The sequence below is a fragment of the Azonexus caeni genome, assembly GCF_048146105.1.
In the GTDB taxonomy this organism is placed as follows: Bacteria; Pseudomonadota; Gammaproteobacteria; order Burkholderiales; family Rhodocyclaceae; genus Azonexus; species Azonexus aromaticus_B.
The window spans coordinates 60,125-74,886 of record NZ_JBKJAD010000001.1 but is presented as its reverse complement, the minus strand read 5'-3'; the positions used below and the strand labels follow the sequence as shown (position 1 = coordinate 74,886).

Below are 14,762 nucleotides of genomic sequence, written 5' to 3'. Positions count from 1 at the left end.
GGCGCTCCCGCCTCAAAGCAGCAGTAGAGAATGCTGAAGTCGAAACGACAATAGAGTCTTTATTTACACCTCGCGCCGTGCCAACCATCTCAAAAGTGTCGCGTACATTACGTCTGGGTTGACGGGCTTGGCGATGAAGTCATTCATACCCGCTTCTTGGCACTGTCGGCGATCATCCGCAAATGCATTGGCGGTCATGGCAATAATGGGTAATGCTTCGGCAGTGTGTGATTTGCGAATTGCTTGCGTAGCTTCAATGCCACCCATACGAGGCATCAGCATGTCCATTAGCACGAGGGAGTAACTGCGGGTCACTACAAGATCCACCGCCTCGATACCATCCGTAGCCAGATCGACTTGTAATCCAACCTCTTCGAGCAAACCAAGGCTGACTTCCTGGTTGATTGGCTCATCTTCGACCAGCAGCACTTTGTGTCCAGCGTAACGGGCCTTAATTTCATTCTCGGCCACGATGCCTGTAGCCTTGTGCAGATCCTCAGGGGGTAATGCGCTTTTATCCAATCGGACCGTGAACCAGAACGTACTGCCTTGCCCCGGTGTGCTATCGATGCCGATGTCCCCCTTCATCTCCTTTATGAGGCGCTTGCAGATTGCCAGGCCGAGCCCCGTACCCCCGTGCTTGCGGGTCGTGGTCATATCCGCTTGCTCAAAGGCATTGAATATTCTTTGCTGATCCTCTTTGGGAATGCCGATCCCCTGATCGGTGACGATGAACCGTAGCGTGACGGTTGCTGCATTGTTGTCCTCAACCGTGGCGGCCAGATTAATCCTCCCATGTGCAGTGAATTTCACTGCATTGCTGAGCAGATTCAATAAGACTTGGCCCAGTCGCATCGGATCGCCCTGCACATGAAGCGAGGCCAGGTCGGCAGGAAGGATCACTTTCAGATCAAGCTGCTTTTCGAGTGCCTTGGGTAGGATCAGGCTATGGACGTTTTCGACAACTTCCCCCAACGGAAAGTCAATGTGCTCCAGTGTGAGTCGGTCTGCCTCAATTTTGGAGAGGTCCAGCACGTCATTGATGATGGCCATTAGATTCTGCGATGCCTTATCAGCCTTGCGTAGCCGCTCCTTCAGGGCAGGATCCTCAATCTTGCGCTGGACCAGGCCAACCATTCCCATTATGCCGTTCAGAGGGGTACGCAGTTCATGGCTCATCGTGGCCAGAAATGCCGACTTGGCACGGTTGGCAGTCTCTGCCTCTTCCTTGGCAATGGAGAGGGCTTGTGTTCTTGCCTGAACCATGTCTTCTAGACCGTCACGCTGCACCTCGACGGCATGGCGCAATCGCTCGATCAATCGGTTGCGACGCCAGAGTGCTATCAACAGCATACTGACCAGTGCAAAGGCAGCAAACAACACTTGAACGGTCAGGCGATGCTGCTTCCAGATATCACTTAAGGTGATAGGCCCCACTTTATCGAATGGCGGCGAACGCAGGCTGCGCATGATGTTCTCCACCGGCAAATAGTCTTGAGGAGGCTCAAATCCGCCAATCCCTGCGGCCAAGATCACTGGGTGACTGGCTTCAAGCGTCAGTAGCGCAGCGCCGATTTTTCGGATTCGATCCCGGCCGATCTTGGGAAGCGCAACGAATGCCCACTCAGGATAAAGACGGGTTGACACCAGGTAGGGAAAGTCTGGGTAATGCTGCTGATTGATGATCTTCAAGCGCGCCGGATCCAATTTGCCTTCTTGCGTTAGCTGCTCAATTAAGCCAGTACGCACAAAACCCGCGTCGCCTTCATCGGAGAGAATCGTTTCGATGACTTTGTCGTGGCTTCCAACGTTCTTCAGGTCTGCGTCTTGTGGCAAATCGATGCCTGCTTCTAGCAATTCAAAGGCCTGGGTTTGGTAGCCGCCCAAATACTTGGTACCTGGCAGAATCAGCGTTTTGCCCTTGAGATCTTCAAGGCTTTTTATTTGGTTATTGCCGGCGCGTGTCACGATCACGCCACCGAGATGACTGGTCTGCTTTCCGCTTTCATTTCTGATGAGGGTGGCCAACGCCCCCGTCAGTTTGAATTCATTGCGAACGACAATGTAGTGGCTTGGGTTGGTGAAGATGAGATCGAGCTCACCTGCTGCCATGGCAGCTTCGATTTCATCTTGATTAAGAACACGTAATTCAACTTTGGTATCACCAAGTTGCTCGCCCAGGTGGTTTGCGAGTGGCTGGTAGCGTTCCTGAAGAATTTCCTTGGGGCGATAGGCAAACACACCCAGAACAAGGGTGTCGCTGGCCCATACTGGCAATACGAACCAGATCAGGAAAAGTGGCCAAAAACGCATCCCCAACAACATGCTTTGCATTCTACGGTCTTAGGAGGCTTATGGTACATACTTGCGAAGGTCAACTTCAGGTTCAATTCTGCCCGACGATTCCTGACAGGCAACGGCAGCAGTTGGCCGGCAGCACGCCTGCAAAATGATGCCAGAAAGCGGCCACACGGCAAAGCCCGTGCAGCCGCAAGGCGCCGGGAGGCTAGATTTCGGTCTGCTCCGAGATTTCCAAAGCATCATCGACCTCGATGCCAAGGTATCGGACGGTGCTTTCCAGCTTGGAATGGCCAAGCAACAGCTGAACGGCCCTCAGGTTCTTCGTGCGCTTGTAGATCAGGGTTGCCTTGGTTCGCCGCATGGAGTGGGTTCCATAGGCTGAGGAATCAAGCCCGGCGGCCTTGACCCAGTGATGAACAATCCGAGCATACTGGCGCGTCGAGACATGTGGCGAACTCGCAACACGGCTCGGGAAGAGGTACTGATCGCCACGCAGGTGAGACTTCTCCAGCCAGGCTGATACCGCCGACCTGGTCGGTTCCGTCAGTTCAAACTGCACTGGCCGCTGTGTCTTCCTCTGGATAATCATGGCTCGGGGTAGAACCTGATTCCCGTGGATAACGTCGCGCACGTGCAGGCTGACAAGATCGCAGCCACGCAGTTTGCTGTCGATAGCCAGGTTGAACATCGCCAAATCCCTCACCGCATGGGCGTTCTGTAAGTAAATGCGGATGGCCCAGATGTCCTTGGGCTTGAGGGGTGGCTTTTGACCGACGAGCTTGCCCTTGTTCCATGCTTCGCGTTTCTGAGAGGTTTCCATCACAGACTCCTTGTTGTTGATCGGAGTCTGATTGTTCGGCGAGAGCAGGTATGGCAGGTTACGGGTAAGATGAACTATGGGTGCTGCCGGCCACAAGCGGCCGGTCGCCAGAGGGGAATAGCCGCCGTTCAAGCGGCGGCTTAACTCCGAAAGCTGCTCTAACCACACTCATTGATTTGAATTTTGTTGTTCTAATAAACAATTAGTGGAGCTGAAATGTTTGAAAAACTGAGCCTAAAAAGCCGATTGTTGCTGATCTCTACTGTGCCGATTACGGTCATGTTGATCCTTGGCATAAGTCGTGCTTGGGAGAAATACTCGGATTATCAGTCTCGTGTCCAAGCCGAAACTCTGGTCGGCCTCGTGGTCGATTTGGGCGAAACGGCGCATGAATTGCAGAAGGAGCGGGGCATGAGCTCCGGCTTTCTCAATAGCAAGGGCAGCAAATTTGCCGAGAACCTGATGGCGCAACGCAAAACTTCTGATGCGGCCATCACTCGTCTGACGGATAGCATTCGCCGCATTGACCGAACAACGGTCGGACCGCGTTATATCAAGCTTCTGGACGCGGCGAATGAACCTTTTTCCGAACTCGTAAAAAAGCGCGAGCAAATATCACGTCTTTCGCTCGAGCCTGGAGAGTCATTCCGCTTCTACAGCGAGACGATTTCGCAACTGCTGGAAATCGCGTTGCGTACCGGGAACCAGATGCCGTCGTCGAAACTGTCACGCCTGTCGAATGCCAAGCAGGCTCTGTTGTTCCTGAAGGAACGCAACGGGCAGGAGCGAGCGCTGGTGGCCGGCGGCTTCAGCGCCGGGCGCCTGACTTCAGCACAATTCAGCACGTTCCAGAGTTTGATCAACGAACAGGCGACCTATTTGCGCTTGGCCATCGGTTACGCCACGCCGGATCAGGAAAAGCTGCTGCGTGCCAAACTGGCCGAGCCGGTTGTCAAGGAAGTGGGCACCATCGAACAGATGGTCAGTGACAAGGGAGCGAACGCCGAGCTTGCCTATTCCTCTGAGGAATGGTTCGACAAAATCACGGCCAAGATTGACCTGCTGAGGACGGTGGAGGAAAGCTACACCAAGGACATCCAGCAGGAAATCAGCGCCAATCTGGATGCAGATCGTGATGCATTTGTGTCGTACGCCAGTCTGCTTCTGGTAGCTGTCGGTCTGACCCTGTGGATTTGCTTTGCGATTGTACGCAATCTGCTAAAAACCTTGGGCGGGGAGCCCGAGTACGCCGCCAAGGTTGCCCAGAGAATAGCCAAAGGTGATCTGTCAACAGCCATCAACCTCCAGCCCAACGACACGGCAAGCCTGCTGGCTTCCATGAAATCGATGCAGGACGGGCTGCGTGAGATGGTCGAACAAATCGTCGTAGCAACGGTTCAGTTGGCCGGATTCGCTAAGCAGTTGTCGGCCTCATCGCATCAGGTGCAGGATGCAACCAACCAGCAGACAGACGCAGCAGCGACTGTCGCGGCGACTGTTGAAGAGATGACCGTTAGCATCAGCCACATATCGGACAACACTGCAGACGTAAACAAGAGCGCCATTGATTCAAAGCATATGGCAGAGGAAGGGGAGCATTTTGCCCAAAAAACCATAGCTGAAATGAACAAAATCGTCGAAAACGTCAATCAGTCATCTATCTTCATGCAAACGCTTGACGACCAATCCCACAAAATTGCCGATATTGTCAATGTCATCAAGGAAATTGCCGATCAAACCAATCTTCTGGCGCTCAATGCAGCCATAGAAGCCGCAAGAGCGGGAGAGCAAGGGCGCGGCTTCGCCGTGGTTGCCGACGAGGTGCGAAAGCTGGCAGAACGCACGAAACTGTCCACCCAGGATATCGCCGCGATGATCGAAGCGATTCGTACCGGTACGATGCAGGCGGTGGAAAGCATGGCGCAGGGAACAGTCATGGTCAATGTGGGCATGGAACTTGTCGGCAATACCGGGAACTCGATGGCGACCATTCATGGCAGTACCGACAGTGTTCTGGCGGCAATCGATAGCATTTCTACCTCGCTACGCGAGCAAAGCTATGCAAATAATGAGATCGCCAAGAGTGTCGAAAACATCGCCCAGATGTCGGAGCGAAACTATGCCGCGATATGTGATGTTGTGTCCTCCGCTGATCAGCTTCAGATGCTCTCCGAAGCCTTGCGCCAATCAGCTTCCCGGTTTCAGATCAGATAACCGACTGTAGTGCGGCGCAGGCTTTCAGTGCTGACATTGCTTCAATGTTAGCATTGGCCGGCGCACCTCATTTAGGCGTTCGTCAGTCCTGTGTGGGTCGGGAGGGCTTGACGGACGCCCGTTCAAACTCTACGACTGCTACCGCAGCATTACCGACGACAATGGGAAAAACATGAACAACTATTCTGGCGCGATAGTGTGAGTTCGACATGTGAGAAATCGGTCGCCAGTACTTTTGGGCCCAGTCTTTTTCCTCGAAAGTTATCCTACGGCTGCAATACGCATTACTGCTGCCGCTTAGGACGCAGACCTCCAATGACCTTCAGGCCGAGCACTTGTTGTCAAGCAGTCGTTACGAGGGTTCGTTTCGCTCAGTGACCGGTCGTAGAGCATGGGACGTTGCGTAAGACCGCTCAGGGTCGGGAGCACGTATTCACCGGATGTGGAAGCAGACGTTCGAGGTCATCAGGCACTGAACGGCAGGTCTGCGCCTGATTGCTGCCTGACACCGGCCGAAGGGCCAATGGCCGTTTTGGCCGAGGAGCACGAATTGGCGATCCGGCAGCTTTCAGAGTGGAGCTGCCCGTTAAATTACTGCAATCAGAAAAGGTGGAAAGTCCGGTTGTGGCCGACATGAGCCAGTTGCTCAGCCTGATACCAGCTATTCCTTGGCTACGGCTGCTTCCTGAACATCAACATGGCCGGAGCGTGACTTAGGGATCTGCTGATCTAAACGCGCTGGCAATAATCACACAATACGACTGGTATTTTACGAGTCTGGACGAGGCTCGTATCCTGATCGCTGTCTGGCGCCGGGACTACAACCAGCATCGGCCACACAGTGCGCTGGGTTACCAAACTCCGGCGGAATTTGCGGCCAAGCATCGGACAACACGTTCCGACCAACCGGCCGTCGAGGAGTGTCTTTAGCAGTGCAGCCTCAAGAGCCGGAAATTTCCAGTTAAGACTGGTACGAAAACCGGTGCAGCCTCACTATCCGGCTGCATTCAGAGTTGAGCGGTCCCTTGAACATCCCGGTTAGAAGCTTGGGGTTTGACCGGTTCTGGTTGGGACGAGTCCCTAATTTCCCGCTTCCTTCGACTACTGCCGCGCTTCGCTTGGCGCCTGGCTCGTTCGGCTTCGCCGATCCGAGACCACGGAGAGTTCATTTTATAAGTGCGCAAATAAAAATATTTTAAAATTCAGAAGCATTGGTGGGGTTGCTCTGTGCATTAGCAACGCTCATGAGCAACGGACTACGTGCTCATTACGCCGGGAGGCTTGCTCATATTCACTGGCATACACACCTGCAGGATGTCGGTGTCGTTCCACTGCTCCGGGTTATTCGGCAGGCCGAGGCCGGCCGCGTGGGCCGCCGCGTAGGCGCGGCCGAGATAGCCCTGCGGCCGCATGTCGAACAGCCACCAGGGCAGGCCGTCGCTGTGCAGTGTGACGCCATCGGCCTGCAGCATGACGAACCCAGACGGCCGCACCGGCTGCAGCCGGCCCAGCTCACGAATCTGCCCCTCGTCGCTGACCCGGAACACCGGCGCAGCGACTGCCGCCCGGCCGGCATCGCGCAGCGCGTACTGAATAGCCGGCCCGGCACCAATACGAACCACCTCGTCAGCCAGCACCGCCAGCGCCCGCGACACCGTCGGCTGGCTGATCCCCGTCTTTTCAACGAGTTGCCGCGCGCTCAAGGGTCCTTGAGCGAGCAGCAGGCGAATGGCGTCGGCGTGCCGCGACATGATTTGAATAGATCAATGAATAAATAAACGAATAGCTATTCTAGACAGCCAATGGCCAGGCGTCACGAAATCCTGGCTGGCAAAGCCATCTTCTTCCGACAAACCGCCGTGATTGGGATGTTCTGAAAATGCGGTTGGTATATTCTGCGCGATGCTGAATCATGGGCAGGCCAGTCCTGCAACTTCTGACAGGAGGAAGTGCAATGAGCCAGGAACAAGCACGCGAGCCCGTGCAAGCGCTGATCGATAGCCGGATTTTTGTCTTGCGGGGGCAGCGGGTGATGCTCGATAGCGATCTCGCAGAACTCTATGGTGTCGAAACCCGGGTGCTGGTTCAGGCGGTAAAGCGCAACCGGGAGCGCTTTCCCGAAGACTTCATGTTTAATCTGGAAAATCATGAGCTTACGGCTTTGAGATCACAAATTGTGATCTCAAACGGCAGGCGGGGCGGTCGCCGAACGGCACCATATGCCTTTACCGAACAAGGCGTCGCCATGCTCTCGTCGGTGCTGAACAGCCCGCGTGCCATAGCGATCAACATCGAGATCATGCGCACCTTCGTGCGTGTCCGCGAATTGGCCAATACCCACGGCGAACTGGCCGAGCGCCTCAATGAACTGGAGGAAAAAGCCGAAGCCCTGGCCCTCCAGCAGGACAACTTCGCACACACCACCCGCGCTCAGCTCAAGCAGGTGTTTGAGGCGATTCGTCAGTTGATGACCCCGCCGGAACCCAGCAAGCGGCCCATCGGCTTCGTGCAGCCAGCAGACGAAGCCGGAAAGCCGAAAGCGGTCAAAGAAAGGCGTGGATGATCGCTGGCGATCAATTTCGCCAGGAACGATTCCCGCCTCGGGTCGGTTGTTGCTCGCGGCTCGTTTTGCTTCCAACTCTTGTGTCGGTCTCCTTCTGGCAGCGATTGGAACAAACCGGCGATTGGCTCGCTAGAATCTGAATTCGCCGTCGGCGTTAAAGAGGTCTCGGATTCCAAAACGCATCCGTTTAAAGATGCCTGTATCGAGGGCATCGTAGAAGAGCTGCATGTAAGCGCTCCGTAGCCCTTCCTGCCCCTCGCAGTAGGTGCAGAGCTGAATGAGCTCTCCGTATCCAATCCCAAGACACGGTAGGTTGATTTTTTGGTGCAACGCCATAAGCCGGGTGCTGTAGTCCTTAAAGTCGTAGTCAAATCGTTCTCGAACGATAACCAGGCTCAAAATGTCTCTGTGCCCCATGTCAATTTCCAGCTCGCTGTCGTCAATGGTGAAACGAAGAGGGCGAACTCTGCGGAAGTAGCCAATAGCGCCTGCGACTTGGTTGCATCCTTCATGTAGCTGACTTTTTGCCTTTGCGCGCTTTCGCTTCAAGGATTTGGCCAGCATTACTTCGGTGTTGGGATAATCCTTGGCTTGAACGATGAGACAGAAGTCATCTGTTATTACCAAGACATCGCAGATTTCTTCGCCATCGTTTACGCGTCGGGGTGAGTGATAAATTTGCTCGGGACTGAATATGCGTTGCAGCAGGAGGATGATGTCTACCTCTTGGAACTGGCCTGGCTCAAGCTTTACAAGTGATACCTCTGTAAAGCCAGTAGAGCCATGGAATCTGAATAGTTCCGGGCGTTCGTCTTTGAACTTTCGGTCTTCGGCATAAATGGGGGCGTCGAATCTTACAGAGATTGCTTGTTGGTCATCTTCGGTAATGCGCGTACTGAACCAGGTTGCCCCAAATTCAGCCATCGCGTGTTCCAAATCATGAGTGGCCTTATAGAACTTGGCTACGTCCATCCGGACGCGCGATTCAAGTGGGACTTTGACCGTTGCTTGGTAAGCAAGAATTTCACGGTCGTGCTCGTCAATCATTCTGACGTTGATATAGCCGGACCTAAATGCTCGCAACAGCGCTTGACTGTCCAGGCCAGGGTCGAGCGAGGTCCAAACGGTCAAAGGGCAGTCATCGTCGTCCATGAAAGCGGATACCAATCCGATTGTGGAAATTTCACCAAGCTGGATTGGGCTCACATAGACTTTGAACCCTCGGTTCATTCGTGCCGTCAGCAGGAATTGATGGGGAAGCTTGACCAGTAGGGTATGACGGATTTCACCTGGGACGGTCAACGCCGAAAGTCCGGCCGGATAGCGGACCGCTGTAGCCCACAGTTCTGGGTGCTTTGCGCGGAGAAGTTGGTCGCTCATTGGTTGAATGCTGTTTTGTGTATCGCCGATACAGGTCATTGACGAATCAGTTCACCCCAACAGAAGACTACCTTGAATCTGCCAAGGAGAATGACGGGGTGGTGAGTATGGACGCTTGTGTCGTAATTTTGCGGACATCATGCTATCGGACCGCGCCAGCTTGTTCAGCTTCATTGCCTTCCCCCCGCCCCCTGGCTACCATCGCCCGGCGTTGTCCGTTTTGGCGCGCCTGACTTGATAGAGGTTTGGATGTTGGAGCTTGCCGTCATCCGGTAACCCCTTTCCCTGCTGCCGCAGGGGATTGAGGTTATCGGGATCGAAAGACCGGGCAGACCACCCGCAGGTGGTTTGCCGTTTCTGTTCGTTCAGATGACGCCAATGGAAGACCAACATGAGCATTTCCAAACCGATGGCCGCGCCTTTGTCCGCGCCGGCCGACCAATCCACTTTTTCTGCCACCGACTGCCGGGAGACCGCTACGCCGCCCGCCGTGCCTTGCGGCCCGGACGAGGCGATTGCCCGGGTGACGGCGGTCGACCGCGACCAGTATCTGATCCGTGTCGCTACCGGCGAAATCCCGGCCCGGCTCAGCGGCCGGGCGGTCTATACCAGTGTTTCCGCCATCGACCTGCCCTGTGTGGGCGACTGGCTGCGGGTCAGGATGCAGGATGACGGGGCCCACGCCAGCATCCTGGCGGTGCTGCCGCGCCGCTCCTTCCTGCGCCGCAAGCGGCCGGGCAGCGCGGTCGAGTTCCAGATGATCGCTGCCAATATCGACCTGGCCTTCATCGTCCAGTCCTGCCACTTCGATTTCAATGTGCGCCGGCTGGAGCGTTACCTGGTGCTGACCAGCGAGGGAGGGATCGAGCCCGTCGTCGTGCTGACCAAGACTGACCTGATCGCCACGGCGGAGCTGGAGCAGCTCATCGCGCAGATCCGCCAGGCCGGTATAGTCACCCGCATCGTCGCGCTGAGCAACGTCAGCGGCGAGGGCATAGCGGCGATCCGCGAGCTGATCCAGCCCGGCCAGACCTGCTGCCTGCTCGGTTCGTCCGGGGTCGGCAAGACGACGCTGGTCAATCGTCTGCTGGGCGATGAAGGTTTGGCAACCGGCGCGGTCAGCCAGTCCGGCGAAGGCCGGCACACGACGACGCGCCGCCAGCTCATCCCGTTGCCGGGCGGTGCCAGCCTGATCGACATGCCGGGCATGCGCGAACTGGGCATGCTCGATGTCAGCGAGGGCATCGCCGACAGCTTTGCCGACATCCGGGCGCTGGCGCGCGATTGCCGCTTCGCCGACTGCACGCACGAGCGCGAGCCGGGTTGTGCCATCCAGCGCGCCATCGCCGAGGGCGAAGTGGACGCCGAGCACTTCCGCAACTACCAGAAGCTGCTGCGGGAATCGGCGTTTCACGAGATGTCCCTGCACGAGAAACGCGACAAGGATCGGGCCTTCGGCAAGCTGGTGCGCGCCGCCGGCAAGGCCAGGGGGCGGCGGCACGAGTATTGAGGTCTGATGGGAGCAAAGGCGGACTACTTGTCCGCCTTGTCCTCAGCAGCCGTCAGCGGCCTTGCCGCCGCTGACGGATCGTTTTCGTCCGGCTCGATGCCCCAGTCGCCCCAGGTGTACCAGTCGTCGCCGAGCATTTCGGCGGGGTGCATGGTGCGGCCGGAGCCGTTGCCGCATTGCAGGTCGCGGGCCGCACAGTATTTGTCGCAGCCCCAGCAGATGCGCTCGGGGTGCTTGGGGTGGAGCGGGAAGCGCTTGGCCATCGCTCCCCCTCATTACAGCAGCGGCGCCAGCCAGCGTTCGGCTTCCTTGACGTCCATGCCCTTGCGCGTCGCCCAGTCTTCCAGTTGATCGCGGCCGATCTTCGGGATGGCGAAGTACTTGGCGCCCGGGTGGCCGATGTAGAAACCGGAGACGGCGGCGGCTGGGGTCATGGCGCAGGATTCGGTCAGGCCCATGCCGATCGCCGGCGCGTCGAGCAGGGCGAACAGTTCGCGCTTGGCGGTGTGGTCCGGGCAGGCTGGGTAGCCGGGGGCGGGGCGGATGCCGGTATAGGCTTCGGCGATCAGCGCGTCGTTGTCCAGCTTTTCGTCCTTGGCGTAGCCCCAGTAGTGAGTGCGTACTTGCGCGTGCAGCCATTCGGCAGCGGCCTCGGCGAAGCGGTCGGCCAGGGCCTTGAGCATGATCGCCGAGTAGTCGTCGTGGGCGGCTTCGAAGGCGGCGACGCGCTCGGCTATGCCGAGGCCGGCGGTGACGGCGAAGGCGCCGGCGTAATCCTGCTCACCGACGAAATCGGCCAGTGCGGTGTTGAAACGCCCGGCCGGTTGCTTGATCTGCTGGCGCAGGCCGACCCAGCGGGCGGCCTCGACTCGGCGCGAGTCGTCGGTGTAGAGAACGATGTCCTCGTTCTCGCCGCGGGCCGGGTAAAGGCCGAACACGGCTCTGGCGGTCAGCCATTTTTCGGCGACGATTTTCGCCAGCATCGCCTGCGCGTCGTGGAACAGATGGCGGGCGGTTTCGCCGACCACGTCGTTGTTGAGGATGGCCGGGTAGCGGCCGGCCAGGTCCCAGCTCTGGAAGAACGGCGACCAGTCGATATAGGGGACGAGGTCGGCAAGCGGGATGTCCAGCGTCTGGCGGCCGAGTTGCGCCGGTTTGACCGGCGTGTGCTGCTCGTTCCATGTGAAACGGTTGGCGCGGGCTTCTTCCAGGCTGACCAGCGTGGCGCCCTTGCGGCCAGCGTGTTCGGCGCGCACGGTTTCGTATTCGGCGGCGATTTCGGCGACGTAGCCGGCCTTCTGGTCGGTCGACAGCAGCTTGGTGGCGACGCCGACGGCGCGCGAGGCGTCCGGTACGTAGACCACCGGGCTGTCGGTATTGGTGGCGATCTTGATCGCCGTGTGGGCGCGGCTGGTCGTCGCGCCGCCGATCAGCAGCGGCTGGTTCATGCCGAGGCGCTTCATCTCGCCGGCGACGTGCGCCATTTCTTCCAGCGACGGAGTGATTAGGCCGGACAGGCCGATGATGTCCACCTTGTGTTCGAGCGCCGCCTTGAGGATGTTGTCGCAAGGCACCATGACGCCGAGGTCGATGACGTCGTAGCCGTTGCAGCCGAGCACCACGCCGACGATGTTCTTGCCGATGTCGTGCACGTCACCCTTGACCGTGGCCATGAGGATCTTGCCCTTGGAGCCGAGGCCGGTGCGGGCCTTTTCGGCTTCGATGTAGGGCAGCAGGTGGGCGACCGCCTGCTTCATGACGCGCGCCGATTTGACCACCTGCGGCAGGAACATCTTGCCGGCGCCGAACAGGTCGCCGACGACGTTCATGCCGCTCATCAGCGGGCCTTCGATGACCGCCAGCGGCGGCTTGCCTTCGCTTTCCAGCTTGACGCGGACTTCCTCGGTATCGGCCACGACGAAATCGGTGATGCCCTTGATCAGCGCATGTTCGAGGCGTTTTTCGACCGACTGCTCGCGCCAGGAGAGGTCCGGGCCGGCGTCCTTGGCCTTGCCTTCCTTGACCGTTTGCGCGAAATCGACCAGCGCCTCGCCGGCACCGGGGTTCTTGTTCAAAACCACGTCCTCGACCTTGGCCCGCAGTTCCGGCGCCAGGTCGTCGTACACGCCGAGCATGCCGGCGTTGACGATGCCCATGGTCATGCCGTTTTTAATGGCGTGATAGAGGAAGACGGTGTGGATCGCCTCGCGCACCGGGTCGTTGCCGCGGAAGCTGAAGGAAACGTTGGAAACGCCGCCGGAAATGTGCGCGTGCGGCAGGTTTTCCTTGATCCAGCGCACCGACTCGATGAAATCGACAGCGTAGTTGTCGTGTTCCGGGATGCCGGTGGCGATGGCGAAGATGTTCGGGTCGAAGATGATGTCTTCGGCCGGGAAACCCATGCCGGTGAGCAGTTCGTAGGCCTTGCCGCAAATCTCGATCTTGCGTTCGTAGGTGTCGGCCTGACCTTTTTCGTCGAAGGCCATGACGATCACCGCGGCGCCGTAGCGGCGGGCGAGCTTGGCCTGTTCCAGGAACCTGGCTTCGCCTTCCTTCATCGAGATCGAATTGACGATGCCCTTGCCCTGGATGCATTTGAGGCCGGCTTCGATCACTTCCCACTTCGACGAGTCGATCATGATCGGCACGCGCGAAATGTCCGGTTCCGAGGCGATCAGCTTGAGGAACTTGTCCATCGCGGCGAGCGAATCGAGCATCGCCTCGTCCATGTTGATGTCGATCACCTGGGCGCCGTTCTCGACCTGCTGGCGGGCGACGGCCAGCGCATCGTCGAAGCGGCCTTCGAGGATCATCCGCGCGAAGGCGCGCGAGCCGGTGACGTTGGTGCGTTCGCCGACGTTGACGTAGAGCGAGTCGGCGGTGACGTTGAAGGCTTCCAGCCCGGACAGGCGCAGCGCCGGTGCGATCACCGGTTTCTGGCGCGGGGTGAGCGTAGCCACCCTTTGCGCGATGGCGCGGATGTGATCGGGCGAGGTGCCGCAGCAGCCGCCGACGATGTTCACGATGCCGCGCTCGGCCCAGCCGGCGATCTCGTCGGCCAGTTGTTCCGGGGTTTCGTCGTAGCCGCCGAAGGCATTGGGCAGCCCGGCGTTCGGGTGGGCCGAGACGTAGCAGTCGCAGACGCGCGACAGTTCCTCGACGTACTGGCGCAGTTCGCTGGCGCCGAGCGCGCAGTTGAGGCCGAAGGAAAGCGGCTGGACGTGGCGCAGCGAATTCCAGAAAGCCTCGGCGGTCTGCCCGGACAACGTGCGCCCGGAAGCGTCGGTGATCGTGCCCGAGATCATCACCGGCCAGCGGCGGCCGGCGATGTCGAAGTACTTCTCGATGGCGAACAGCGCGGCCTTGGCATTGAGCGTGTCGAAGACGGTTTCGACGAGCAGGATGTCGGCGCCGCCCTCGATCAGGCCGGTGGTCGCTTCGACGTAGTTGGCGACCAGTTCGTCGAAAGTGACGTTGCGGTAGCCGGGGTCGTTGACGTCGGGCGAGATCGACGCGGTGCGCGAAGTCGGGCCGAGGACGCCGGCGACGAAGCGCGGCTTGGCCGGGTTGTGGGCGGTGAATTCGTCGCACAGGCGGCGGGCCAGTGCGGCGCCTTCGAAGTTCAGCTCGTAGACCAGTTCGGTCAGGTTGTAGTCGGCCTGCGAGACGGCGGTCGAATTGAAGGTGCAGGTTTCCAGGATGTCGGCGCCGGCTTCCAGGTACTCGCGGTGGATGCCGCCGATGATGTCCGGGCGGGTCAGCACCAGCAGGTCGTTGTTGCCCTTGAGGTCGTGCGGGTGATCCTTGAAGCGCTCACCGCGGTAGTCCTTTTCCTGCAGGCCGTGGCGCTGGATCATCGTGCCCATGGCGCCGTCGAGGACGAGTAGGCGTTGTTCGAGCAGGGCGTGGAGTTCGTTGGAGCGGTCGGGCTGGATCATGGATTACCTCGGCAAAGCACCGGTGACGCCGCCAAA

The 14,762-nt window shown here is 58.4% G+C and carries 9 protein-coding genes and 1 pseudogene; 4 read left to right on the top strand and 6 right to left on the bottom strand.

Annotated features, from left to right (window positions below):
• Nucleotides 1–63 precede the first annotated feature (63 nt).
• Entirely contained in the window at nucleotides 64–2,334 is a 2,271-nt protein-coding gene (locus ACLIIZ_RS00355; RefSeq protein ID WP_416690128.1) for a PhnD/SsuA/transferrin family substrate-binding protein, read from the bottom strand.
• 172 nt (nucleotides 2,335–2,506) lie between these two features.
• Complete coding sequence (locus ACLIIZ_RS00350) at nucleotides 2,507–3,121, bottom strand: tyrosine-type recombinase/integrase (protein WP_416690127.1); 615 nt, start codon at nucleotides 3,119–3,121, stop codon at nucleotides 2,507–2,509.
• Nucleotides 3,122–3,337: 216 nt separating this feature from the next.
• On the opposite strand from ACLIIZ_RS00350, the gene ACLIIZ_RS00345 reads away from it, so the two are divergent.
• Nucleotides 3,338–5,335, top strand: a complete 1,998-nt coding sequence (locus ACLIIZ_RS00345) for a methyl-accepting chemotaxis protein (RefSeq protein WP_416690125.1) — start codon at nucleotides 3,338–3,340, stop codon at nucleotides 5,333–5,335.
• A gap of 765 nt (nucleotides 5,336–6,100) precedes the next feature.
• Nucleotides 6,101–6,265 (top strand): annotated as a pseudogene (locus ACLIIZ_RS00340) (integrase core domain-containing protein); the annotation flags it as partial.
• A 326-nt stretch (nucleotides 6,266–6,591) separates the two neighbouring features.
• Here the strand turns inward: ACLIIZ_RS00340 and ACLIIZ_RS00335 are convergent.
• Complete coding sequence (locus tag ACLIIZ_RS00335; RefSeq protein ID WP_416690123.1) at nucleotides 6,592–7,086, bottom strand: MarR family transcriptional regulator; 495 nt, start codon at nucleotides 7,084–7,086, stop codon at nucleotides 6,592–6,594.
• Between the two features lie 203 nt (nucleotides 7,087–7,289).
• On the opposite strand from ACLIIZ_RS00335, the gene ACLIIZ_RS00330 reads away from it, so the two are divergent.
• Nucleotides 7,290–7,898, top strand: a complete 609-nt coding sequence (locus ACLIIZ_RS00330) for an ORF6N domain-containing protein (RefSeq protein WP_416690122.1) — start codon at nucleotides 7,290–7,292, stop codon at nucleotides 7,896–7,898.
• Between the two features lie 129 nt (nucleotides 7,899–8,027).
• On the opposite strand, the gene ACLIIZ_RS00325 is transcribed toward ACLIIZ_RS00330, so the two are convergent.
• Entirely contained in the window at nucleotides 8,028–9,278 is a 1,251-nt protein-coding gene (locus tag ACLIIZ_RS00325; protein ID WP_416690120.1) for a hypothetical protein, read from the bottom strand.
• A gap of 391 nt (nucleotides 9,279–9,669) precedes the next feature.
• Between ACLIIZ_RS00325 and rsgA the strand changes: the two genes are divergently transcribed.
• Nucleotides 9,670–10,788 (top strand): ribosome small subunit-dependent GTPase A, encoded by a 1,119-nt coding sequence (gene rsgA, locus ACLIIZ_RS00320; RefSeq protein WP_416690119.1) that lies wholly within the window; start codon nucleotides 9,670–9,672, stop codon nucleotides 10,786–10,788.
• Between the two features lie 23 nt (nucleotides 10,789–10,811).
• Here rsgA and ACLIIZ_RS00315 read toward each other — a convergent pair whose 3' ends face one another.
• Both ACLIIZ_RS00315 and metH read right to left on the bottom strand, forming a co-directional pair.
• Nucleotides 10,812–11,051: a DUF3079 domain-containing protein gene (locus tag ACLIIZ_RS00315; RefSeq protein WP_416690117.1), complete on the bottom strand. Its 240-nt coding sequence runs from the start codon at nucleotides 11,049–11,051 to the stop codon at nucleotides 10,812–10,814.
• A 12-nt stretch (nucleotides 11,052–11,063) separates the two neighbouring features.
• Entirely contained in the window at nucleotides 11,064–14,723 is a 3,660-nt protein-coding gene (gene metH, locus ACLIIZ_RS00310) for a methionine synthase (protein WP_416690686.1), read from the bottom strand.
• Between the last annotated feature and the right edge of the window lie 39 nt (nucleotides 14,724–14,762).